18 protein-coding genes are annotated in these 21,707 nt (G+C 65.6%); 4 read left to right on the top strand and 14 right to left on the bottom strand.

The genetic code is table 11. From position 1 onward, the window contains the following. Positions 1–2: 2 nt before the first annotated feature. Positions 3–1,478 (bottom strand): TolC family protein, encoded by a 1,476-nt coding sequence (locus AUL31_RS19030; protein WP_060610430.1) that lies wholly within the window; start codon positions 1,476–1,478, stop codon positions 3–5. A 202-nt stretch (positions 1,479–1,680) separates the two neighbouring features. Then, positions 1,681–2,124: a Cu(I)-responsive transcriptional regulator gene (gene cueR, locus AUL31_RS19025; RefSeq protein WP_060610425.1), complete on the bottom strand. Its 444-nt coding sequence runs from the start codon at positions 2,122–2,124 to the stop codon at positions 1,681–1,683. Between the two features lie 86 nt (positions 2,125–2,210). Here cueR and AUL31_RS19020 point away from each other — a divergent pair, with 86 nt between their 5' ends. Further along, a complete protein-coding gene (locus AUL31_RS19020; RefSeq protein WP_060610422.1) occupies positions 2,211–2,672 on the top strand; it encodes a MarR family winged helix-turn-helix transcriptional regulator in 462 nt (153 codons plus the stop codon). Here the strand turns inward: AUL31_RS19020 and cobF are convergent. Further along, entirely contained in the window at positions 2,661–3,422 is a 762-nt protein-coding gene (cobF, locus tag AUL31_RS19015; RefSeq protein WP_060610419.1) for a precorrin-6A synthase (deacetylating), read from the bottom strand. The genes AUL31_RS19020 and cobF overlap by 12 nt on opposite strands. Positions 3,423–3,535: 113 nt before the next feature. Here cobF and cls point away from each other — a divergent pair, with 113 nt between their 5' ends. Next, on the top strand, positions 3,536–4,948 hold the full coding sequence (gene cls, locus AUL31_RS19010; protein WP_244489460.1) for a cardiolipin synthase: 1,413 nt from the start codon (positions 3,536–3,538) through the stop codon (positions 4,946–4,948). Positions 4,949–4,952: 4 nt separating this feature from the next. Here cls and AUL31_RS19005 read toward each other — a convergent pair whose 3' ends face one another. Genes AUL31_RS19005 through bcsN form a run of 5 tightly spaced genes read right to left on the bottom strand, consistent with a single transcriptional unit; the run spans position 4,953 to position 13,740 of the window. Further along, positions 4,953–7,211 carry a hypothetical protein gene (locus tag AUL31_RS19005; protein ID WP_060610416.1) on the bottom strand — a complete coding sequence of 753 codons (2,259 nt, stop codon included), beginning with the start codon at positions 7,209–7,211 and terminating at the stop codon, positions 4,953–4,955. Beyond that, on the bottom strand, positions 7,208–8,251 hold the full coding sequence (locus AUL31_RS19000; RefSeq protein ID WP_192842538.1) for a glycosyl hydrolase family 8: 1,044 nt from the start codon (positions 8,249–8,251) through the stop codon (positions 7,208–7,210). The genes AUL31_RS19005 and AUL31_RS19000 overlap by 4 nt, the downstream gene beginning before the upstream one ends. 2 nt (positions 8,252–8,253) lie before the next feature. After that, positions 8,254–10,614 (bottom strand): cellulose biosynthesis cyclic di-GMP-binding regulatory protein BcsB, encoded by a 2,361-nt coding sequence (locus AUL31_RS18995; protein WP_060610410.1) that lies wholly within the window; start codon positions 10,612–10,614, stop codon positions 8,254–8,256. Next, positions 10,611–12,800: a UDP-forming cellulose synthase catalytic subunit gene (gene bcsA, locus AUL31_RS18990; RefSeq protein ID WP_060610407.1), complete on the bottom strand. Its 2,190-nt coding sequence runs from the start codon at positions 12,798–12,800 to the stop codon at positions 10,611–10,613. Before bcsA ends, AUL31_RS18995 begins: the two co-directional genes overlap by 4 nt. A gap of 34 nt (positions 12,801–12,834) precedes the next feature. Then, entirely contained in the window at positions 12,835–13,740 is a 906-nt protein-coding gene (gene bcsN, locus AUL31_RS18985; RefSeq protein WP_159439818.1) for a cellulose biosynthesis protein BcsN, read from the bottom strand. A 430-nt stretch (positions 13,741–14,170) separates the two neighbouring features. On the opposite strand from bcsN, the gene tal reads away from it, so the two are divergent. Further along, on the top strand, positions 14,171–15,127 hold the full coding sequence (tal, locus tag AUL31_RS18980) for a transaldolase (protein ID WP_060610400.1): 957 nt from the start codon (positions 14,171–14,173) through the stop codon (positions 15,125–15,127). A 6-nt stretch (positions 15,128–15,133) separates the two neighbouring features. On the opposite strand, the gene AUL31_RS18975 is transcribed toward tal, so the two are convergent. The 3 genes from AUL31_RS18975 to hslU all read right to left on the bottom strand — a co-directional run bounded on the left by AUL31_RS18975 (position 15,134) and on the right by hslU (position 18,948). Beyond that, entirely contained in the window at positions 15,134–16,117 is a 984-nt protein-coding gene (locus AUL31_RS18975) for a DUF1402 family protein (RefSeq protein WP_192842537.1), read from the bottom strand. A 105-nt stretch (positions 16,118–16,222) separates the two neighbouring features. Then, positions 16,223–17,503, bottom strand: coding sequence for a PQQ-dependent sugar dehydrogenase (locus tag AUL31_RS18970; RefSeq protein ID WP_060610393.1), 1,281 nt, complete (start codon positions 17,501–17,503; stop codon positions 16,223–16,225). A 137-nt stretch (positions 17,504–17,640) separates the two neighbouring features. Beyond that, on the bottom strand, positions 17,641–18,948 hold the full coding sequence (hslU, locus tag AUL31_RS18965; RefSeq protein ID WP_060610390.1) for an ATP-dependent protease ATPase subunit HslU: 1,308 nt from the start codon (positions 18,946–18,948) through the stop codon (positions 17,641–17,643). 209 nt (positions 18,949–19,157) lie between these two features. Here hslU and AUL31_RS18960 point away from each other — a divergent pair, with 209 nt between their 5' ends. Then, positions 19,158–19,910, top strand: a complete 753-nt coding sequence (locus AUL31_RS18960; protein ID WP_159439817.1) for a helix-turn-helix transcriptional regulator — start codon at positions 19,158–19,160, stop codon at positions 19,908–19,910. A gap of 15 nt (positions 19,911–19,925) precedes the next feature. Here the strand turns inward: AUL31_RS18960 and AUL31_RS18955 are convergent, their stop codons facing one another. From AUL31_RS18955 to AUL31_RS18945, 3 genes are read right to left on the bottom strand one after another with little or no spacing between them, the layout of a single operon-like run. Next, positions 19,926–20,411 carry a low molecular weight protein-tyrosine-phosphatase gene (locus AUL31_RS18955; protein ID WP_060610387.1) on the bottom strand — a complete coding sequence of 162 codons (486 nt, stop codon included), beginning with the start codon at positions 20,409–20,411 and terminating at the stop codon, positions 19,926–19,928. A gap of 3 nt (positions 20,412–20,414) precedes the next feature. Continuing rightward, positions 20,415–21,371: a type I pantothenate kinase gene (coaA, locus tag AUL31_RS18950; RefSeq protein WP_060610384.1), complete on the bottom strand. Its 957-nt coding sequence runs from the start codon at positions 21,369–21,371 to the stop codon at positions 20,415–20,417. Positions 21,372–21,373: 2 nt separating this feature from the next. After that, complete coding sequence (locus AUL31_RS18945) at positions 21,374–21,703, bottom strand: phosphoribosyl-ATP diphosphatase (protein ID WP_060610381.1); 330 nt, start codon at positions 21,701–21,703, stop codon at positions 21,374–21,376. Positions 21,704–21,707 lie beyond the last annotated feature (4 nt).

The following is a 21,707-nucleotide window of genomic DNA, read 5'->3' as shown; positions in this document are numbered from 1 at the left end:
GCTCAACTGCGCTGCCCTTTCGTGTTCGGAGCTGAGGGTGAAATGCCTTCGGCAAGGATGTGCAGTCGCCACTTCACGATGACGGCGGTGGCGCGCGCCTCGGCCAACTGGACCTTCATGTCCATCAGCTCGCGCGCGCCGCTCATGACGTCGAGCCATGTCTTGCGGCCGGCGATGAACTGCCGGTCCCACGAATCCTTGGTCAAGCTGGTGGAGTGGACGGCGTTTTCCAGATTGCGGATGCGTTCGTCGATGGAGCTGGCGATGGCGAGGTCGGATGACATCTGCTCGACCAGTGACAGCTCACCCGTGCGGATGGCCAGTTTCGCCACATCGCGGTCGTAGCTTGCGTTCTGGATTTCCAGGACGTTCGAGAACCCGGCGCCGAACTGGCTCTGTACGCCGAAGACGACACTGTCGACCGGTTCGTCGATCTTGATGTCCTGGCGCCCGTACTGGCGCTGCGCCCGCACGAAGATTTCCGGCGACAGGCTGGAGCGCGCCCGTACGACCGATTGATCGGCAACCTTGACCTCCGCCCCGAGACGCCGAAGCAGCGGGCTGCGCTCCCGCGCCTGCTCGATAAGCTGCGGCCCTTTGGATGGATCGACGGATGGGCCCGTCAACTCTTCGGCAAGCTCGCTGGCGACGAGGGGCCCGCCGACAAGCTGGCTGAGCGCCGCGATGGCGGTTTCCTCGTTGGTCTGCATCTGATTGATGCTGACGCGAAGCTGGTCCAACCGGCTTTGCAGCATCAGCATGTCGCTCTCGGCCGACGCTCCGGCATCGATGCGCCGGTCGATCAACTGGCCGAGATCCAGATAGAGCTTCTCGCTTTCCTGCATGGCGCCGCGCTTCAGGCGCGAAGACAGCCACTGGCCGTATTTTTCGAGAATGTTCAGGGACACACCCTGCCGCTCATGATCGAGATCCGCCTCGGATACCTCCACGCCAGCCTTCGCGCGGCGCAGGGTCGAGGTGAGCCGCCCCCCCGTCCACAAGGGTTGCTGCACCTTCAGCACGGTGACGGTGCTGTCGCCATGGAGATACGGGTCGCTCTGGCTGACGGCGTCTTCCACGGTGACGCTCGGCGTCGCCAGGAACTGAAGCTTGGCGGCGTTGACCTGGTTCTGGGCGCTTTTGATCTTGCTGGCCTTGATCCGCAACGACGGGCTGTCCCGCTGGGCCCGGTCGATCAGGTCGGCGATGCCGTAGCCTTTACCGCGCAGCGGTGTTTTCGGCGCGGGAGCAGGCAGTGGAGATGCAGTGGGCGCAGCGCCGGACATATCGGCGATGGGGCCGGCTTGCGACGATGGCGCGGTACCGTCGGCCGTGCCTTGCGCCGGATCGTGCTTGATGAGGTCGGACAGGAAAGCGACGCCTTTGCCGCCGTGCGAGCCATCCCCGACCGTACAACCGGCGAGACCCTGCAGGAGGGCAGCGCCGACGACGAGCCCCAATCTGAAATCGCTGCGCATTCGGACCTACTGTTCCAGCCGAGAATTAAAATATCCTAATACATATATATTAATAAATTCACGCATTGCGATGCCAGTCCCTGCTGCCGCATGGGCGCACGGTCCATATGCCAGGCCCCATTGCCGGCAATCAAACATGCAATCGATGACTTGTAAATGCTATAGGTAATAGTGATTGAGCTATGAAAATGCTGGCAAAACTTCAGATGCTGTTGAGGCGGCGCATCTGCGGCGGCGCGAGGTCGGATATGCGACCATTTGTCGCTCCAAGATCCTTCAGGATGGGGCAGTCGGGCCTGTCGTCTCCGCAGCAGCTCTCGGCGAGCGTTTCCAGCGTGTCCACCATGGCCTGGATTTCTCGGATCTTGTCTCGCAGGTGATCCAGGTGGGCTTCGGCAATGCGCTTGACGTCCCTGCTCGGTCGGCTGCGGTCCTGCCAGAGCGACAAGAGCTCGCCGATCTGCTCGATGGTGAAGCCGAGATTGCGGGCGCGGCGGATGAAGCCGAGCCGATGGATATCGTCCGGACCGTAGATCCGGTAACCGCTCTCGCTTCGTCCGGCGGGGCTGACGAGGCCCGTCGCCTCGTAGTAGCGGATCATCTTTGCCGATACGCCCGATGCGGCTGCAGCCTGTCCGATATTCATGGTGCCGGTCCCGTCTCTCGATTCATCCACAATGTGTGCACCGCGGATGGCTTGCGCAAATTACTTGATATCAACATATTGAAACGATGGCGATTTCCGACACTGACGAGAGACCCGTTTCCTATGAGGCGACCCTGCTGGTCCGCGATACCTGCATCTGCCTGCATGTGCAGCGTGCGGCGCGGGCGCTTGCCCGTCGTTTCGATGCGATCCTGGCGCCGCACGACCTGACAAACGGCCAGTTCTCCTTGCTGATGTCGCTGAACCGCCCGGAGCCGCCGGGCATGGGTTCGGTCGCCGCGCTTCTGGCGATGGACAGGACCACGTTGACGGCAGCGCTGAAGCCCCTGCAACGTCGTGGCCTGGTCGATATACTGGTCGACCCTGCCGACAAGCGCAGCCGCCGTCTGCTGCTGACGCGGCAAGGGCAGGAGCTTCTTGCGTTGGCCCTGCCATTATGGTGCGAGGCGCATGAGCGCATGGAGCAGCAGATGGGGCCCCAGGCTCTGGACGATCTGCGCGCGGGCCTGGCCAGCCTAGGCCGTTAGCTGCCGGCTGAGAATATAGGAATCCATGATCCAGCCGTGCCGTGCCCGGGCCTCCCGGCGATAGGCCGCGATCGTTTCGGCCAGCGCGTCGAGCGGGCCTGCGAACAGTTGCTCCTGCGGCAGGCCGACATAGGCCCCATAGTGGATGACATAGTCTGCGCCGCACGCTTCCTGGAAGGCATCGCGGCTATCCAGCATCACCGCGACCGTCTCCGGCCGCTGCGACATCAACGCGGCCAGCCCCCGGCCCGGCGTGATCGTGACGCCGCCGCCTATGGCGTTGAACGGAATGCGGTGCCTGGCCACAAGGGCCTGCAGGCTGCTGATGCCGGGAATGACGGAATAATCGACATCGTCGCGCTCCCGGCAGACCGCCTGCATGATGCGGAGCGTGGAATCGTAGAGGGTCGGATCGCCCCAGACCAGGATGGCGCCGGATTGTCCGGGCTTGAGCTCGGCATCGACGAGGTCTCCCGTCAACAGCCGCTTGCGCGCGTTCAGATCGTCGACCACGGCGCCGTAGCCGCTTTCGCGGCTGGCCCATTGCGGGCTTTCGCCCCAGACGAGGCGGTATGGCGCGCCGGCCTTGTGGCGCTCGATCAGATGGCGGCGAAGGTCGGTGAGCTGCGATTTGTCCTCGCCCTTGTCGAACAGGAAGAAGACGTCGCTGGCGGCGATCGCACCAACGGCCTCCATTGTCAGGTGGTCGGGGTTGCCCGCTCCGATTCCGATGATGTGAATATGCCGCATGTCTGCCTGAACCCTGGCCCCAGTGCATCCAGCATAGGCCGGCGGGAACCGGATGGACAACGCGTTTGCGACCGTCCACCGTTGTCGTCTGATGGACAGGGAGTCGCGTGGCGTTGGACAGCCTCATCAATCTGGGAACGGCCTATCTTCTGGCGGAATGGATCGTCCGCCTCGTAATGCTGGGGGTGGCGCCGTTGCGGCGCACCCCGGACGCCGCCCGAAGCTGGCTGCTGCTGGTGTTCTTTCTGCCGATACCGGGCCTGATCCTGTTTCTGCTCATCGGACGGCCGCGCTTTCCGCCCTGGCGAGCCGCCCGGTTTGCAAGTTTCGCGCCGGCGCGCGACCGTGTCATGGAGACGTTGCGGCACCAGGACCTGCCAGACCTGGCCCGGCGGGAGACGGAATTGTCGGCCCTGGCAAATCGGGTCGGCGCCTATCCGCCGGTCACCGGCAACCGGCTTGAATGGCTGGACGACTACGACCGCATGATCGCGCGCCTCGTCGCCGATATCGACGCGGCGAAGCATCAGGTGCATATCCTGGTCTATATTTTCGCGGACGACGAAACCGGGCGGCTGGTCATAGATGCGTTGCTGCGGGCGGTGCGCCGGGGCGTGACGGTGCGCGTGCTGATCGACGCGCTCGGCTCGCGCCGCTGGATGAAACGCACCCTGCGCCTGCTTCGCGGCGGCGGCGTCGACGCGCGGCAGGCGCTGCCGCTGCGGTTTCTCCGCGATCGGACGCGCGGCGACATGCGCAATCACCGCAAGCTCTATCTGGTCGATGGCCACATCGGCTATGCCGGTTCGCAGAACATCGTGGCCAAGGATTTCAGGCCGGGTATCGTCAACAAGGAACTGGTCGTCCGGGTGGAGGGGCCGGCCGTTGCGGCCATGGGCTCCGTCTTCCAGAGCGACTGGTTTCTGGAGACCGAGGAACTGCTGGACGATCCGCCGCTGCCCGAGCCCTGCGGCGACGGAATGGTTGCGCAGGTGCTGCCGTCCGGCGCGGACTACCCGGTGGAAGGCTTCGAGACGCTGCTCGTGTCGCAGATCAACGCGGCCCGCTCGCGCGTTATCGTCACCACGCCGTACCTTATCCCCGATGCGGCGCTTCTCAATGCGCTGCGCACGGCCGTATTGCGCGGCGTCGAGGTGCATCTGATCGTATCGCTGGTGGCCGACCAGCTTCTCGTCAGCCTGGCGCAGCGATCCTATTACGACGAGCTCCTGCACATCGGGGTGGAAATCCACCGCTACAGGCACTTCCTGCTGCACGCCAAGCATGTCAGCATCGACGGCCGCGTGGCGATCGTCGGCTCCAGCAATGTCGACATCCGTTCGTTTCAGCTCAACGCCGAAGTCAGCGTCCTTTTGTACGACGCGGCCGAGGTGGCCATCCTGGAAGCCATCCAGGACGGCTATATCCATGCATCCGAAAAGGTCGATCCGAAGACATGGCAGGAACGGCCCTTGAGCCGGAAGCTATTGGAAAACTGGGCTCGCCTGATCAGTCCGCTGCTGTAGAGCGTCAGCGGCTGGTGGGCCGCATGGCCTCCCGAACCGCGGCCAGCCCGCGTATCCCTTCGCGGTTGCCGGTGGCCGCCACGGCCTTGAACACCCGCTCCGCATCGCGATAGCGGCGAAGCTGCATGTAGGAATAGCCGCGCAGCACCATCAGGTCGAGTTGTTCGGGCACGATCCGCGCCCTCTGATCCAGCGTCATGATGGTTTCGACAGGGCGGCCGGCGTCGAAATTGCTGGTCGCGCGCTGCGACAGGATAGAACCCTCCAGCTCGATCCTGCGGGCACGCGGCTGCGGGGCCATGGTGGCGGCGACAGCCGCCTTGTCCACCAGGTTCTGCCGAAGATAGGCCAGCGCCAGGCCATAGGCGGCATCCTGCCGGGTTGTGGGATTGGTCGTCTGGAGACCCACCTCGAAAGCCGGAGCCGCCTCCATGGGGCGGTTCAGCTCCATCAGGCACCAGGCGCGGTTCAACGCAGCCTGTGCCGACAGGCTCTGCGGCGGGACAAAGCCGCGACATCCCGTCGTGCCAGAGCCGCCGCCACCACCGCCGCCGGACGCGGCGACGCGCGGGGCAGGGGCCTGTTGCCGGGCGGGTGCCGGCTGCTGCTCGGGCGCTGCCGGCTGCATCATGGGCGCCGGCTCCGCATAGGCCATCGCCTGGGGCAAAGGCTGCGGCTGCGGCTGTTGGATCACCTGCGGCAGGGGCTGCTGGGGTTGGGGCTGCTGGGGCAGGGCCTGGGCGATCGGCTGCAGCGGCACGGGCTGCATGGTTTGCACAGGAGCCGGCGGGGTCGTTGTCGCCTGCGGCGCAGCGCCCCGCCAATCCCGTCCGATGTTGGCGATGCGCTCGGAGCGGCCGGCCCATTGCTGCTGGATCGCCCGAAGGCCCGCCGCATCGCCGAGCCGCTGGCGCGTCAACGCCAGGCCGAATGCCGCCAGCTCGCCGTCGGGGCGCCACTCCAGGCTCGTCGTGAACCACTGTCCGGCGGTCTGGAACTGGTTTAGCGCATAGGAATACCAGCCGAGCTGCTCGGCGGTCGCGGCGTCGCGGCCCGTCGCCACCTCCTGCACGATGCGCGCAAGGACTTCCTGGGGCAGGCTGACAGGCGGCTCGATCGCCAGAAGATTGGCCGCGGCAGCTAGATACACCGAACGCGACTGGGTCGATTCGCTGCTGTATGGCCGCATCGCGGCCTCGGCCTCGGCAAATTGGCGAAGGCCGATCAGCGAAAGGGCAAGTCCGCGCGCCGCCTCTGCGGTGGGCTCGCGTTCCGCCGCCATGGAAAACCAGCGCCGCGCATCGTCATAGGCCTGACGTTGCACATAGTACCAGCCGAGGAGCATCGGATCGCTTGCCGTGTCGGAGGCCCGCGCGGCTTCCTCCACCAACCGCAGGTCGGCCTGCGGAACGGTTTCGTCGGGGTTGCTGCCGCCATCGGCAACGGCCTGACGTGCGATATCCACGCGCACCGGCTGGAACTCGCCCACGCCGTTCGGGCCGGTCCGCTCCAGCGACAGCAATTGCTGCAGGTCGTTTTTCGACAGGAGTGGCAGCGCCATCTGAACCGTTGCAAGACGCTCGTTGGCGTCGTTGCAGTTGGTCAGGATGTAGCGGTAGGCGTCGGTCGCCCGGGCCGGACGATCCGTCTGGGCAAAGGCGGCGGCCACCCGCCACAGCACGTCGACGTCGCTGCAGGTCAGCAGGCTGGGATTGTCGGCCCCCAGGCGCACCACCGTCTCGAATTGCTTGAGGTCGGACGCATTGATGATCTGCTGCCGGGCCTCGGCTAGCGCGAGCCGGTCCAGAAGGTCGGCCGGAACCTGCCATGCCGGTTCGCGCGCCTGCCGCTGCGCGATCGCTTCGCGGACCTGGGGATACTGGCCCTGGGCGTAGAGTTGCCACATCCTGTCGAGCTGCGGATCGCCGGCATCCTCGACGGCCAGTGGGTCGGCCGGCGGCGTCCAATCGGGATAGAGCGAGCGCAGGCGGGCGATCTCGGCCTCCAGCCGGCGCGTGTCGCCCTGCCGTGCGAAATAGCGCAACGCCGTTTCGTCGACTTCCGGCACACCGGATGCGGCGGGAGCTGGGCCCGAAGCCGGGGCCGGGGATGCTGCCGGAGCGGTGGGGGCCGGCGTCGCCTGCGCCAGAAGGCGGCTGTCGGGGGCTCGTGTCACGTCGGACGAAAAGGGCGACAGCGGCCCCGATATTCCCAGGAGGGCGATCAGCCCCGCACCTGCGCCGAAGAGGCTGATATTGTTCATGACAGGCACTCCGGATGGCGCTCGGCAACATAGGCGAGGGACAGGAGATGCAGCGTCGACGGGTAATAGAGCGTAGGCTGGAACTGGCGCAGCTCGGCCGGAATGGCGGTTTTGTCCAGGGCGCAGGCGGCCAGCGCCGGCAGGATGCGGTAGCCGGGGTCGGTCAAACGTTCGGTCACCTGGCCATTGGTCAGGTCGACCAGGTTGACGGCGGTGCCGTCCGGCGCCATCGCCGAAATCAGGCTGCGGATCAGCTCCGGCTCCGCAATCTCGCCCCGGATCAGATACAGCGGTATGCGGATGGCGTTATAGCCGAACTCGTCCTTGAAGCCCTTGGCCGGCCGCGGCACGGTCTCGACCGACAGCCATTCGGGCGGCAGCGGCCGGTCCGGGCCAAGAGAGCGCTTCGTCAGCGCGATGCCGTTTTGCGACAGGGCCTCCCAGTCGGTGCCGGGAGCCAGTTGCTGAAGCACGGGGAAGGCCTCGAAGACCCAGTAGGACAGGTTGACGACGGGTCCATCGTCTCGCGCGTCGCTGCCATAGCCGTCCACGCCCGGCAGAAGGATCGGCGCGCCGCCGTGCTGCACCACGACCTTGTCGGCGATGGAGGTTGCCAGCGCTGCGCCGGCGTTGGTGAGGTCCGCCCGCTGCCAGGCCCGGCCCGCGAGGCCGAGCGCATAGGCGATGAGGATGTCGCCGTCGCTGGCATTGTTGGGGTCGGTGACGCGGGGTGTCGAAGCGGGGTCCCAGCGCCACATGGCCAGCCCGTCGTCACGCAGCAGCATTTCGGTCCGGGTGAAGGACCAGATCCTTTCGAAATCTCCCCTGTCGTCCGCCAGAAACGCCAGCAGCATCCCGTAGCCCTGGCCCTCGGTGTGGCTGATGCGGCCGTTGGCCGTATCCACGACGCGTCCGTTCGGCTCCACGAAGGCGTCGGCATAGGCGCGCCAGTCGGCCGCGTCGATGGAAGCCGCAGCGGCGGGACCGGTCAGCGACAGCATGGCGAGCGCACAGGACAGGAGGGCTTTCAGGCGTCGGATCATCAATGGCGCCCCAGGCGTTTGGTCAGCCACGTCGTCGCGACGCCGAGGATGATGGAGAACAGAATGAGCATCGCGGCGTACAGAAGGATATTCTCCGACAGGGCGTTTGCGGCCACCAGGCGCAGGTTCGAGTAGGATAGGGGCTGCGTCTGGAAGAACTCGACATTAGACACCGGAACGTTCGCGTAGCTGTCGGTCGACGCGGTGTAGTTCATCAGGCGCCCGGTCAGCTCGGACCATCCATCCGACCGCACCAGCCGGTCGATGCCGGTCAACATGTCCTCGTCGGTGGCGGCTGTTGCCAGCGTCCAGGCTGCGTCGCCGCCGGGGCTGGCGCCCTGCGCCAGAATAAAGGATACGCCGGGCGCGGGCATGTAGGGCGCATCGTCGGACGGCAGCAGCCGCAGCGCGTCGAAAGACAGGTCGAATGTCTCCGACAGCCATTCGCGCAACCGTTCCACCGGATGCAGCCAGTTGGTGCCGACTTCGCTGCTCCACCGGTTCATGGCTGCGACGGTTCCGGCGGAAGCGGCCGACTGGCCGGTCGTGTCACCTCCGCTGACGCGCGCCTGCTCGGCGATGCCGACCGCTGCCAGCACGCCCACCGGTACCTGTGGCAGCGTGCTGACGAACAAGGCGTTGCGGTTGGACAGCGATGTAATGGGAATCGTCGTATCGATCGGGATCACCCGGCCGGCCGCCTGGGCGAGACGGGATACCAGCGTCGCCGTTGCTGCCAGCGTCTCGCGGCTGCCGCGATCCATGATGACGGGAAGAGGCTCGGTCAGCCGGTTGTACGGGAAGCCGGTGCCCCCCAGTGCCGCCAGGTTGGGGCGCGTGCCGATCCGCGCAAAGTTGGGGATGTCGAAGGTGGATGTGTCGAAGAGCGCGAAGCGGACGTCGTTGCCGGCGCTTGCGCCCGGGGCGCAGACGGCGTCGCTTGCCGTCAGTAGCACCACTTCGATCGCCACTCGGTTCAGCCCAGGCCGGAAGTGCCGCATCGTGACGTTGACGGGCACCTGCCGCAGGATCGCGCCGCTGCCTGCACCCAGTGGCACGGTGGTTGCGATATTGCCGTTCACATAGACGTCGAGATGGCTGCCGGGCAGGATATCGCGCGAGTAGGCGGCATCCAGCACCAGCCGGGCCTCTCCGTAGGCTTCGGCGTAGAAGTCCGAGGGGATGCCGATATTGAATTCGGTATTGAAGCGCCGGCCGGAAAATTCGGACGTGGCAACGCCCAGCGTTGCAAGGCTGATGCTGGAATCGCCCAGAACGAACGGGGCCTCCGGGTAGATCCAGCCATTGTAGGACAGAACGGTGCGGATGACCGAGACGGCGCGTTCGGACGGGGCGGTGATCTGGCGGATGGCGGCGTTGACGTCGGACCATCCGGCGCCGGTCACCAGCATGACCGTTCCGCCCTCGACGATGCCGGGCAGGAAATCGAGGGTGGCCGCGCTGCCCGCCTGGTCGGGAAGTTGCGGCACGAGACGGCGGAGAGAGCCCGCCGGACCCAGAAGGACGACGGCCTCCCCCGGTCCCATTGCCTGCGGCAGCTCCGATACGACGCGCACCGACTGGTTCGGCATTGCAGCCATCAGCGACAGACCCTGCGCAAGCTGAACCAGAGGCTCCGTGGCCGAGGCCATCTCGGTGGCGGGCACGACGATGGTGAAGCGGGTGGAGCCGGTGGCATCGACGCCGAGGGCCCGGAAATCCTCCAGCCGGCGCATCTGCCCCGCATCCGGATCGGAGAACTGCAGGAAGGTGCGGGCGGTGGCGATCTCCGTCCACAGATCGTAGGTGGACGAGATGCTGCAATCGGTCCGATGCCGCATGGAGGCTTCGAACTGGATCAGGTTGTAGCCCGGCTTGAGAAGGCCCGGCGCGATGTCCGACGCAAGGTCGGAGACGGTGTCCGGCGAGGCGATGGCCTCGTCGACCAGCATCGCGCCGTTGATGCTGACACGCAGCCGCGAGGCTTCCGGCGCAACGAAGATGGCATTCTGGTAGCCGATGCTCAGCCGGTTTCCGGCTGCGGCCTCTTCCGGCGTCAGATAGATGGACCAGGCGCGGCGCGCCGTCTCGCCGGCCAGCGTCAGGCGTTCGAACGGCGAAACGAACCGCTGGAAGGGCCGGGCCTCCTCGACAGTGGCGGGGGGCTGCGCGGGGCTTGGCGCTTGCGCAGCCGGCGTCTGCCCGGCGGGCGGCGGAGCGGCTGGTTGCTGGGGTACGGGGGCGGGTTCCTCCGGCCGCTCGTCGGACATGTCGAAGGGGCTGGACTGCGCCATTGCGGGGCCGGCGCCGGACAACACGCAGAGAAGCGCAACGAGAAGGGGTGCGAGGCGGCGCTTCATTGGGCGGGCGCCTGGACTGTGGCGGGCTTTTCGGCCCGTCCGAAACGCTGCCGGAACATATAGAACAGGCCCCGCTGCGTCTGGAATACGGCGATCTGCAGGAAGTACAGCGTACCGCGGATCACGCCCGGGTTCCTGCGACGCGATTGCTGGATGGCCGACCACTGGTCGGAATTGGCGAAGACGAGATCGGAGATCAGGCTGTACTGCAAGGCAGTTGCCGGTGCGAATTGGCAACCGATGGCCGCGCCGTTGCCGACGCGTTCGACATTGCGGATGTCGATGGCAAGGGCCTCGCTCCGCATCGGACGGCTGGGCTTGAACCGCAGGATCGCATCGACATGCTGGCCAAGATCGGCGGGCAGGGTGCCGAAGACGCGGATGCGCGCGCCGGAGACGGAGACGTCCTCGATGGTGCCGGGCAGGACCTGTCCGTCCACCTCGATCTCGCAACGGCGCTTGATCCGCACGCGCTGGGTCTGGCGCTTGGACGACCGTTCCGAAACGACGCCGAGCGCACATCCCGCGATCAACAGGTTGAGCAGGTTCCAGCCACCCACCACCAATGTCAGGTCGGCGCGATAGGGCTCGGTGTAGATGCGCCAGATGGTGACGCCGACGGCGGCCAGGAGCACGAAGAAAATGACGAAGAAGGGCAGGGCGATCTCGGACAGCCGGCTTTCGGCGATGGACTCGTCCTTGGCCGTCACCTTGAAGGTCGGCTTGCTGGGGTTCAGCATCACGGAGATGACGGCCGGCAACAGATGCACCGTCTGCACATACTCGTACAGCTCTGAAATCCATGGCCAGCGGAAATAGCCGTACATGTAGTTCTGCATCATCAGGTTCACGGCCATGTAGGTCAGCGTATAGGCCAGGAACTCACCACCGGACGCCGTGAAGATCTCGAGGTCGAGGAAGAGGTAGAACAACGGCGCGACAAGGAACATCGCGCGCGGAAACGGAAACAGCCAGAACAGTGTCGACGACATGTAGCAAAGACGTTGCGGCAAGGAGAGCCCGCGCTTCAGCGGCGGGAAGCGATACCGCAGGATCTGCATCATGCCCTGTGCCCAGCGCGAGCGCTGGCCGATGAAGCTGGCGAAGGTGGCGGGTTGCAGACCGGCGATCAGCGGCTTGTCCACATAGACGCTGTTCCACCCGCGCGAATGCAGCTCGATCGCGGTTTCGCAATCCTCGGTGATGCTGACACCGGAAAAGCCACCGGTCGTCTGAAGCGCCTTGCGGCTGAGCACAGCGGCCGAGCCGCAGAAGAAGGCCGCGTTCCATTTGTCCAGGCCGCGCTGGATGATGCCGTAGAACATCTCGTTCTCGGACGGCATATGCGTGAATGTCCGCAGGTTCCGTTCCACCGGGTCGGGGTTCAGGAAGAAGTGCGGCGTCTGAACCAGGAAAAGCTTCGGATCCTCGCGGAAATAGCCCACCGTCTCGCGCAGGAAGTCGCGCGCCGGCGCATGGTCGGCATCGAAGACGACGATGAGTTCGCCGGTCGAGAAGGCCATGCCGTTGTTGAGATTGCCGGCCTTGGCATGCTCGTTGCGCTCGCGCGTCAGGTAGATGGCGCCCAGCGACGCGCACAAAGCCTGAAGCTCCTTGTATCGGCGCTCGGCGCCCTGGGCCGATTCCGGGTCGTCCGCATTGCGCTTCTGCACCGTGCCGCCGTCATCCAGCAGCCAGACCTTGAGCTTGTCGGCCGGATAGTCGATCGCAAGGCACGCGGCCAGCGTATTGGCCAGAAGCCCGGCATCCTCGTTGTACGTCGGTACGAAGACGTCGACGAAGGGCAGGTCCTCGGGCTTCTCGGCCGGGCGCGGCGGCCGCGGCGGTATGGGCGAGGCCACCACGAACAGGCTGAGGAACAGCATGAACACGCTGTACATCTCGGCCAGATAGACCAGCAGTCCCGGCACGAAGTTCTCGGGCTGGTTGATGGGTGGCAGCGTGCTCGTCGTCCGCCAATAGACGTATCGCAACACGACGGCGGTACCGAGCGCCAGCGCCACCAGACGCCAGTTGCCCGAAAGCTTGAGCCCCTTGATGACGGCCATCGCCACAAGGATCAGCGCAACCGAGATAAGCTGCGTCTCGACGCTGACCGGAAGCGTGATCAGCGAAATCGACAGCGCGGCGGTGAGTGCCCAGAGCAGGAAGGTGCCGGCGGTCATTCGTCACCTCCCGTGGAGCCCTTGCGCGGGTGCTCTATCGGCATACGACGCCCTCCCCGCTCTCATGCGGCATGCAGAGCGGCGTGGACGGCCTGTCACTGGAGGGCGGCGGCGGGGCCATCGGCACCGACGGGGTCTGCGCAGCCGGCGGAGGCGGCGGAACGGGCGTGCCGACAGGCGCCGGCAGCGGTGCCGACGACACGGGCGCGGGCTGTTGCTGCACGGCCCTGCGGGCCGGCGCGGCGCGCCGTACGACCGGCGCAGGCTCGGGTTCGGGATCGGCTAGCACCGACTCGAAACCGCCGGCCGCAACCGGGTAGATCGGATCGCCCGGGCGGCCGAGCGTTTCGGATGGGCCAGCGGGCTCGCCGTAAGGGTTCCACTGGTAGTTGTCGAAGAAGGCGTTGATGGAGAAGCCGTACATCGTCAGCAGGAGCTGCTCTTCGCTCTGGTTCGGTGCACAGAGCCGCATGCGTAGCTGGATCGTGCCGCGCGCACGCAGGATCAGCGTCGCATTGTCGATGCCGACGATGCGCTGCCAGGCGTACAGGCATATGTCGCCGCTGCCGGCGCGCCCGATCGCGTAGGAAAATGTGCCAAAGCGGTTCTGGACGTAGGTGGGCGACTGGCGCATGGGCACGCCGGGCATCGCGGCGGCGATCTCCTTTGCGACTTCAGACGCACGCAACGGCCGGTCGTTGAGCGGACTGTCGCCGATGCCGGGGCCGGAATTGCCGACCGGGCCGAAGAACTGCACGAGGATGTAGTTCTCGCCGCTCTGGCCGCCCTGCGTCCCAAGCACGATGCGCTGCTCGGTGGCGTCCGTGTAGCGCCGCTCGATGACGCTGACCACCTGTGGCCCGCCCGCCGGCGGCATCACGAACGCGCCCTCCGGCGGCACGTAACGGTAGCTGGAGGACAGGTCGGGCTGACCCGTCATGCACCCCGCAAGCAGCATGCCCGCAAATGCCACGCATGATAAACGCAGGAAGAAACTCGTTGAGCGCGGCATGGGCACGAGGCTGAAACACTCCTGTCGATAGTGCCGGACCATGGGAGACGGCTTCCGGCGTATCGCAACCTGCCGCCGCTACCCCTTTCGAGTATACGGAAAAGGCGGTAGGCCGGATGCGAACAAGAGTATTTATTCCGTTTCGCAGACCTGACGTCCAGTTGCCGGGATTGTGCACAGGAAAAATACCAGTGGTTGTGTCCGCCCAGCCACGTACAAATTTTACGCCTTAAGACTTCTCTTGCGTCCAATCGGTGTTTCCAAGCGCCGCGATGATTATGTAGTACGGCAGATATCCGATGATCCGGGGCCCGTATGGCGCCCCCATCGAATCGCAAGAGACGAGGTTCGAAAGGCAATGACGAGCAAGCTGCAACAATTGCGGGACATGACGGTAGTCGTGGCCGATACGGGCGACATCGAAGCCGTCCGCCGCCTCAAGCCCGTGGACTGCACCACAAACCCGACCCTCGTGCTCAAGGCCGTGGCGCTGCCGCTGTTCGCCGAAAAGCTCGACGAGGCGGTGGCCTGGGGCCGCCAGCAATCGTTCGGCGCAGACGAGCGCGTCGCCGCCGTGGCCGACAGGCTGGCCGTCTCGGTCGGTGCGGCGCTGTCCGAGCTGGTGCCGGGGCGGGTATCCACCGAGGTGGATGCGGACCTGTCCTTCGATACCGAGGCCTCGGTGGCCAAGGCGCGGCAGATCATCGATGCCTACGAGCAGCGCGGCGTCGGCCGTGAGCGCATCCTGATCAAGCTGGCAGCGACGTGGGAAGGTATCCGCGCAGCGGAAATCCTGCAGCGCGAAGGCATCGACTGCAACCTGACGCTCATCTTCAACGAGGCGCAGGCCATCGCATGTGCCGATGCGGGCGTCTTCCTGATTTCGCCCTTCGTCGGCCGCATCCTGGATTGGCACGTCAAGCAGAGCGGCAAGACCTTCACCCCGGAAGAAGACCCGGGCGTGCTGTCGGTGCGCAGCATCTACCGCTATTTCAAGGCGCATGGCGTGAAGACGGTGGTGATGGGCGCTTCGTTCCGGTCCGCCGGCGAGGTCGAGGCGCTGGCAGGCTGCGACCGCCTGACCATTTCGCCGGCCCTGCTGGACGAGCTGGACAAGGACGAGGGCACGCTGGAGCGCAAGCTGTCGCCGGATGCGGGCGGGGAGGCTCCCGAGCGCCGCTCCTACGACGAGAAGGCGTTCCGCTGGGCGATGAACGAAGATGCGATGGCAACTGAAAAGCTGTCGGAGGGCATCCGCTCCTTCGCGGCCGACCTTGCCAGTCTGCGCCGGCTCGTGGCCGAGCGCCTCGCCTGACCGCTTTTAGCGGAACAGGGCGCGCAGCTCGTCTTCCTTGTCGTTGACGAGCCAGCCGTAATAATTCTCCTGCGGCAGCCGCTTGGGCTGCCGCGCCGCCGCCCTCTGCCGGTTGTCGCGCGCCAGTGTCGATGCCCGCGCCGCCGGATTTCCAAGGTTGTAGAGCGTCGCGACAATGCCCGGATTCTTCGAGATGTCGAAGCCGGCGATGTTGCGATAGGCCGTGATGGACGATCGGATGACAGCCGCCATGTAGGCCAGCGTCTTGTCCGGATCCATGATGGCGGCGTAGACGCCCGCCGCATCGGCCGGGTTCAGTTCCGGATAGCCGGATACCCGATGCACGACATCCGAAACCGACAGTGCCGTCAGCGGGTTGAGCTGGCCGAGGCCGAAGGTCTGCCCGGCGTAATAGGGCTGGAAGAAGGTGGCGCCGAAGCGCTGGTTCGGGTAGCTGCGCCCGTCCACGGTGCGGCCCCGGAAATTGGCTTCGAAGACCGTTTCCCGGCAATTCCACAAGGCTTCGTCACTGCGCGAGGCATCGCAGGCGCGGAACTGCTCACGCGACAGGAAGTCGGTCAGCGACTCGCCCTTGTAGGCGAAGGTCAGCCCCGACTGCAGGTAGGATGTCGCCTTGACGTAGTAGGTCTGCAGCCGATCCAGCGCGTCGACATTGTAGGTGTGTTCGCCCACCAGCGCACCGGCGATATGGACCGGGTCGATGGAGTAGCGCCGCGATACGGCGACGATCTTCGTGCGCAGATCCTTGTCGCGCTTGAGCAAGTCGTAGATGCGCTGGTACTTGGTGTCGAAGGTCGTGCGCAACTGCCGCGTTCGGCTGTGGGAGCCGCCGGGCACGGCCGGCTGGCTGGCGTTGCGGTTGCCGGGCGGCACCAGATCCTGCGCCTTCGCCGCAACCGGGGACAGGCCCACCAGAACGGCGAGGCACAGGGAAAGCATGCCGGGAAGCCGACGCGTGAACCGAACCATCGCTGACATTATCCGGAAGATCGCAGGCGCGCCGACACCCGGCGCACAACACAAAAAAGGGTGCGCGCTGAATAGCACGCACCCCCAGCCGGTACAATCGGAAGGTTAATCGGCCGCCTTGCTGAGGCGGATGATGCTGCTGTCGCCGCCGCCGCGCACTTCCGTCACGGCATAGACTGCGCCGTCGGGTCCGACGCGCACGTCGCGGATGCGCGCATCCAGCGGCACGCGCTCTTCGGACGCCACCCGGCCATTCTCCAGATGCACCACGACGACGCCCTGCGAGACGAGGCCGCCGATCAGCATGGCGCCCTCCCATTCGGGAATGGCGTCGCCATCGTACAGCGCCATGCCGGACGGGCCGATGACGGGGTCCCAGTAATAGACCGGCTGCTCCAGGCCGTCGGCGGCGGTCTGTCCGTCGCCCACTTCCGCGCCGGAATACTCCACGCCATAGGTGATGACCGGCCATCCGTAGTTGAGCCCGGCCTCGGGCATGTTCAACTCGTCGCCGCCCTTCGGGCCATGCTCGACGGTCCAGAGGTTGCCCTCCGCATCCAGCGCGGCGGATTGCAGGTTGCGATGGCCGTAGGACCAGATCTCCGGCAGCGCATCGGCCTGGCCGGCGAAGGGGTTGCCTTCCGCCGCCTCACCGTCGGGGGTGATGCGGAACACCTTGCCGAGGCCGCTGGACAGATCCTGCGACTGGACGCGGGGTTCCGGGTCCGACCGCTCGCCGACGGTGACGAACAGATTGCCGTCCGGCGCGAAGACGAGGCGCGAGCCGAAATGCTTGTCGCCATCATAGGTGGGCATCTGCTGGAAGATGACCTCGACATCCTCAAGGCTGGCCGAACCGCCATCCTCGACAAGCCGCGCCTTGGCGACGCTCGTTCCGTTACCGCCATCGCGCGGTTCCGAGAAGGAGAAGTAGATCGTCTGGTCGCTCGCGAAGTCGGGGCTCAGCGCAATGTCGAGAAGGCCGCCCTGTCCTTCGGAAGCCACTTCGGGCACGCCGGCGATCGGTTCCCCGGCCTCGCCCTCGGCGGTCACGATCATCATCTCGCCTTCCTTGGCGGAGACGAGCATGCGGCCATCCGGCAGAAACTCCATCGCCCAGAGATGCGGAAGGCCCTCGGCGACGACTTCGGTGACGATCTCGGGCATCGCGCCGGGCTGGGGCGCGCGTGTCTGGTCGGCGCTGGCGGGTTGCTGGTCCGGGGCGTTAGACGGGTTCGTCTCGACCGGCGCGCCGGGCGTTGCCGCGGTTTCGCCCGTTGCGGGGGCCTGCCCTTCGACATGCCCGAGGCCGGAATTGTCCGTCTGGGCAAAGGCCGCTCCGGTCAGAAGCGCGGTCGAAGCCAGAAGTGTCGTGAATCGCGTCATATGGGTCCCGTTTTCGAGAGTGGTGGTGCTCGAAGGACCTAATGAAAAAGGCGGCACTCCGTTTCCGAAGCACCGCCCTTATCGCCTACACGATTTCAACACTCATTCGTGAATGGTATGCGTTACCAATCAGGGGGTTAGAGGATGAAGCGCGACAGGTCGGTGTTGCCGGCGATGCCGTCGAGCGCCTTGTGGACATAGGCGGCATCCACCAGGTGCCGCTCGCCGCCCCGGTCGGGCGCATCGAACGAGATTTCGTCCAGCACGCGCTCCATCACCGTCTGCAGGCGCCGGGCACCGATGTTTTCGACGCTCGCATTCAGGCTCACGGCGATATCGGCCAGGGCGTCGATCGCATCGGCGGTGATCTCCAAGTCGACATTCTCGGTCTTCAGCAAGGCCACATACTGCTTGATCAGCGAAGCCTCGGTCTCTGTCAGGATGCGACGGAAATCGTCCTTGGTAAGCGCCTGCAACTCAACGCGGATCGGAAGCCGGCCCTGCAGCTCGGGCAACAGGTCCGACGGCTTGGCCACGTGGAACGCGCCCGAGGCGATGAACAGGATATGGTCCGTCTTCACCGGCCCATGCTTGGTGGCGACGGTCGTGCCCTCCACCAGTGGCAGCAGGTCGCGCTGCACGCCTTCGCGGCTGACACCGCCGCCCATGCCGTCCTGCCGGTTGGCTACCTTGTCGATCTCGTCCAGGAAGACGATGCCGTTGTTTTCGACCGCCGCGATGGCGTCGGCCACCAGCGCCTCGTTGTCGAGCAACTTGTCGGATTCCTCGTTGATCAGAAGCTCGTAGCTCTGGCGCACCGTGGTATGCATCTGCTTCGTGCGGTTGCCCATCGCCTTGCCGAACATCTCGGACAGGTTCAGAACGCCGATATTGGCGCCCGGCATGCCCGGAATGTCCATGCCGCCCATCGGGTTGGACGTATCGGCAACCTCGACGTCGATCTCCTTGTCGTCGAGCTCTCCGGCGCGCAACCGCTTGCGGAAGCTGTCACGCGTGGCCGGCGAGGCCGTCTTGCCGACCAGCGCGTCGAGCACACGCTCCTCGGCACCGCGATGGGCCTTGGCGCGCACCTCTTCGCGCTTCTTGTCGCGCACCAGCACGATGCCGATCTCGACAAGGTCCCGGACGATCTGCTCGACATCGCGGCCCACATAGCCGACTTCGGTAAACTTGGTCGCTTCCACCTTGATGAACGGCGCGCCGGCCAGACGGGCCAGGCGCCGCGAAATCTCCGTCTTGCCGACGCCGGTGGGTCCGATCATCAGAATGTTCTTCGGCATCACCTCTTCACGAAGCGAGCCTTCGAGCTGCTGCCTGCGCCAGCGATTGCGCAAGGCGACGGCGACGGCGCGCTTGGCATCGTTCTGGCCGATGATGTGGCGGTCGAGTTCGGAGACGATCTCGCGGGGTGAAAAGTCGGTCATGATCTTTCGCTTGTCCGGAAATTGAGATGGCCCGGCCGGGCCTGTCGGACGACAGATGGGGACACGAACCGAATTTTACCAATGGCAGGGCCGCGCCCACCCAAAATGGCCTCAAAAAGCTGGGTATGAGCGGACGGATGGTGCGATGCCGATTCATTCGGCACCCGATCGCGCTTAAGGTCAGATTCTGGGGCAACGAAGGAACCGGCATGCCGTTCGACGAAGGCAGGGCGTCAGCCGCAGCAAGCCAGGCACTGAGCGACATGCTGGACATGCCGTGGCCGTGGGCCGCGTCGGACGTATCGCGCGTGCTGGGCCGCCTCTGCCATGCCTACGGTTTCACGCATGGCGCCCTGTCCGTCTTCCAGGGCACCGAAACAGGGCAGGGCGAGTTGCGTGCGGTCGCCAGCAACTGGAGCGATCCGTTCCGCGATGGCTTCGAACGGCTCGGCCTCGGGCGCTATTCTCCGGTCATGCGTGCGCTGAAGGCCGATCCATCGCCCTTCGTCTGGGATATCGAAAGTCTCTTCGGCTACACGCCGGGCGGCGGCGAGCCCGCCGACGAAACGGTCAGCTTCCTGTTGTCGTGCGGGCATGTGCATGGCCTGTTCCTGCCTGTCCATGGCCCCGGCGGGCTGCAGGGTGCCGGCGTCTTCGGCGGCACGCAGCCGGCATCGGACATCGCAGCGCGCACCGAACTGCACTGCCTGACGTTCACTCTGTTCGGAATCCTGTCGGCTTGCCGGCTGGAGGAGAACCGCTCCAACAACCCCTTGTCGCACCGCGAGATGGATTGCCTGCGGCTGGCCATGCTGGGAAAGACTTCGTCCGAGATCGGACAGAGCCTCGGCGTCTCGGAGCATACGGTATCGCAGCATCTGGCATCGGCGACCCGCAAGATGAACGCCGCCAACCGCACCCATGCGGTGGCGATGGCCGCGCAGCTCGGCTATCTCAGCTAGGCTGACGCCCAGGCCCTACCGGCTCTGCGCGCCTTGATCTCTCTGCAAATGCGCAACGAGCGCCTCTGCGCCGGCTGTGACGTCGTTCCAGGTGGTGTCGAAGCCGCCGGCATCGCCATAATACGGGTCTGCGATGGGCTCGCCCTTGCGGCCGGGAACATGGTCGAGCAGCATCGACAATTCGGCTGTCGCGCTTTTGGGCCGCATGGCCTCAAGGTCGGAGAAGTTTTCGGTGTCCATCGCCACGATATGGGTGAAACGCCTGAAGTCGTCCGGCGTCACGCGGCGCGCACGCTTGGCCGCCATGTCCAGCCCCGCCTTGCGCGCCACGGCCTGGGCACGCGGGTCGGGTGCGTAGCCGAGATGGTAGGTGCCGGTGCCGGCGGATTCGATGTCGGCGTCCAGCCCGGCGCGCTCCGCCGCCGCGCGAAAGGCGAACTCGGCCAGCGGCGAGCGGCAGATATTGCCAAGGCAGACGAACAGGACGGACGGACGTTTCATGAATCAGATCTTCCGCAAGGCGACCTGCTCGACGCGGTGCAGCCCGCCCTTGCGCAGGATCAGGTCGGCGCGGGGGCGTGTCGGCAGGATATTTTCATAGAGGTTGCGTGCGTTGATGTTGCTCCACAGACCTTCGGCGATCACCAGCGCCTCGTCATGCGAAACCTTCGAATAGCGATGGAAGAACGAGCCTTCCTGCCGGAATGCGGTCTCGCGCAGCTTCATGAAGCGCGAGACGTACCAGCGGCGCAGGTCGGCCTCGTCGGCGTCGATATAGATGGAATGATCGAAGAAGTCGGAGACGAAAGGCACCGCCTTTCCGTCCTTCGGCATCTCGCGCACCTGCAGGACGTTCAGCCCCTCGAAGATCAGAATGTCCGGCCGGTCGACCGTGATCGTCTCGCCCCGCATCACATCGTAGTGGAAATGCGAATAGACGGGCGCCCGCACCTCCGGTGCACCGGCCTTGATGTCCGACAGAAAGCGCAGGATGGCGCCGACATCGTAGCTTTCCGGAAAGCCCTTGCGCTGCATCAGGCCCTCGGCTTCCAGCACCGCATTCGGGTAGAGGAAACCGTCGGTGGTTATCAGGTCCACCTTCGGCGAACTCGGCCAGCGGGCCAGCAATTCCTTCAGGATACGCGCCGTGGTCGATTTGCCGACCGAGACCGACCCCGCGATGCCGATGATGAACGGGGTCTTGCGCAGTTCCGGACGGCGCAGGAAGCGCTGCCGTTCCCGGAACAGCAGCTGCATCGACTCGACATGCGACGACAAGAGCCGCGAGATCGGGAGGTAGATGCGCGCCACCTCGTCGAGGTCGATCGCGTCGCCCATCGAGCGCAGCCGGTTCACTTCCTCGGCGGTCAGCGTCAGCCGCTCGTCGGCGCGGAAACCACCCCATTCCTGGGCCGAATAGAAGCGATAGGGCGACAGGCCCGAGGGCGACATCTGGTCCATGGTCAGGTCTGCGCCCCGCGCGCGGCCTTTTCTTCCAGGCCTGTCTGCGCCGTGCGGCGGGCCAGCTCGGCCTCCACGGCCGCCAGCGGGATACCGCGCAGGTGCAGCAGCACCATGAGATGGTAGAGCAGGTCGGCGGCCTCGCCCGTCAACGCCGCGTCGCTTTCCTGCAGCGCCGCGATGACCGTCTCGACTGCCTCTTCACCGAGCTTCTGCGCCACCTTCGGCATGCCGCGCGCCGCAAGCTTTGCGGTATAGGAGGATGGGTCGTCGCTCGACGCCCGCTCGCGGACGCGCGCCTCGAGGTCGCGCAGCGTGAATTCCGTCGTCATCGTT

The organism is Aureimonas altamirensis, from assembly GCF_001463885.1.
Taxonomy (GTDB): Bacteria; Pseudomonadota; Alphaproteobacteria; order Rhizobiales; family Rhizobiaceae; genus Aureimonas; species Aureimonas altamirensis.
The sequence above is the reverse complement of the archived record's forward strand: the minus strand, read 5'-3'. Positions and strand labels throughout refer to the sequence as shown.

Bases quoted from the DNA above. Each gene is read 5' to 3' on its own strand.
- AUL31_RS19030 (WP_060610430.1), bottom strand. From the start codon at position 1,478: ATGCGCAGCGATTTCAGATTGGGGCTCGTCGTCGGCGCTGCCCTCCTG.
- cueR (WP_060610425.1), bottom strand. From the start codon at position 2,124: ATGAATATCGGACAGGCTGCAGCCGCATCGGGCGTATCGGCAAAGATG.
- AUL31_RS19020 (WP_060610422.1), top strand. From the start codon at position 2,211: ATGGCGATTTCCGACACTGACGAGAGACCCGTTTCCTATGAGGCGACC.
- cobF (WP_060610419.1), bottom strand. From the start codon at position 3,422: ATGCGGCATATTCACATCATCGGAATCGGAGCGGGCAACCCCGACCAC.
- AUL31_RS19005 (WP_060610416.1), bottom strand. From the start codon at position 7,211: ATGAACAATATCAGCCTCTTCGGCGCAGGTGCGGGGCTGATCGCCCTC.
- AUL31_RS18995 (WP_060610410.1), bottom strand. From the start codon at position 10,614: ATGAAGCGCCGCCTCGCACCCCTTCTCGTTGCGCTTCTCTGCGTGTTG.
- bcsA (WP_060610407.1), bottom strand. From the start codon at position 12,800: ATGACCGCCGGCACCTTCCTGCTCTGGGCACTCACCGCCGCGCTGTCG.
- bcsN (WP_159439818.1), bottom strand. From the start codon at position 13,740: ATGACGGGTCAGCCCGACCTGTCCTCCAGCTACCGTTACGTGCCGCCG.
- tal (WP_060610400.1), top strand. From the start codon at position 14,171: ATGACGAGCAAGCTGCAACAATTGCGGGACATGACGGTAGTCGTGGCC.
- AUL31_RS18975 (WP_192842537.1), bottom strand. From the start codon at position 16,117: ATGGTTCGGTTCACGCGTCGGCTTCCCGGCATGCTTTCCCTGTGCCTC.
- AUL31_RS18970 (WP_060610393.1), bottom strand. From the start codon at position 17,503: ATGACGCGATTCACGACACTTCTGGCTTCGACCGCGCTTCTGACCGGA.
- hslU (WP_060610390.1), bottom strand. From the start codon at position 18,948: ATGACCGACTTTTCACCCCGCGAGATCGTCTCCGAACTCGACCGCCAC.
- AUL31_RS18960 (WP_159439817.1), top strand. From the start codon at position 19,158: ATGCCGTTCGACGAAGGCAGGGCGTCAGCCGCAGCAAGCCAGGCACTG.
- AUL31_RS18955 (WP_060610387.1), bottom strand. From the start codon at position 20,411: ATGAAACGTCCGTCCGTCCTGTTCGTCTGCCTTGGCAATATCTGCCGC.
- coaA (WP_060610384.1), bottom strand. From the start codon at position 21,371: ATGGACCAGATGTCGCCCTCGGGCCTGTCGCCCTATCGCTTCTATTCG.
- AUL31_RS18945 (WP_060610381.1), bottom strand. From the start codon at position 21,703: ATGACGACGGAATTCACGCTGCGCGACCTCGAGGCGCGCGTCCGCGAG.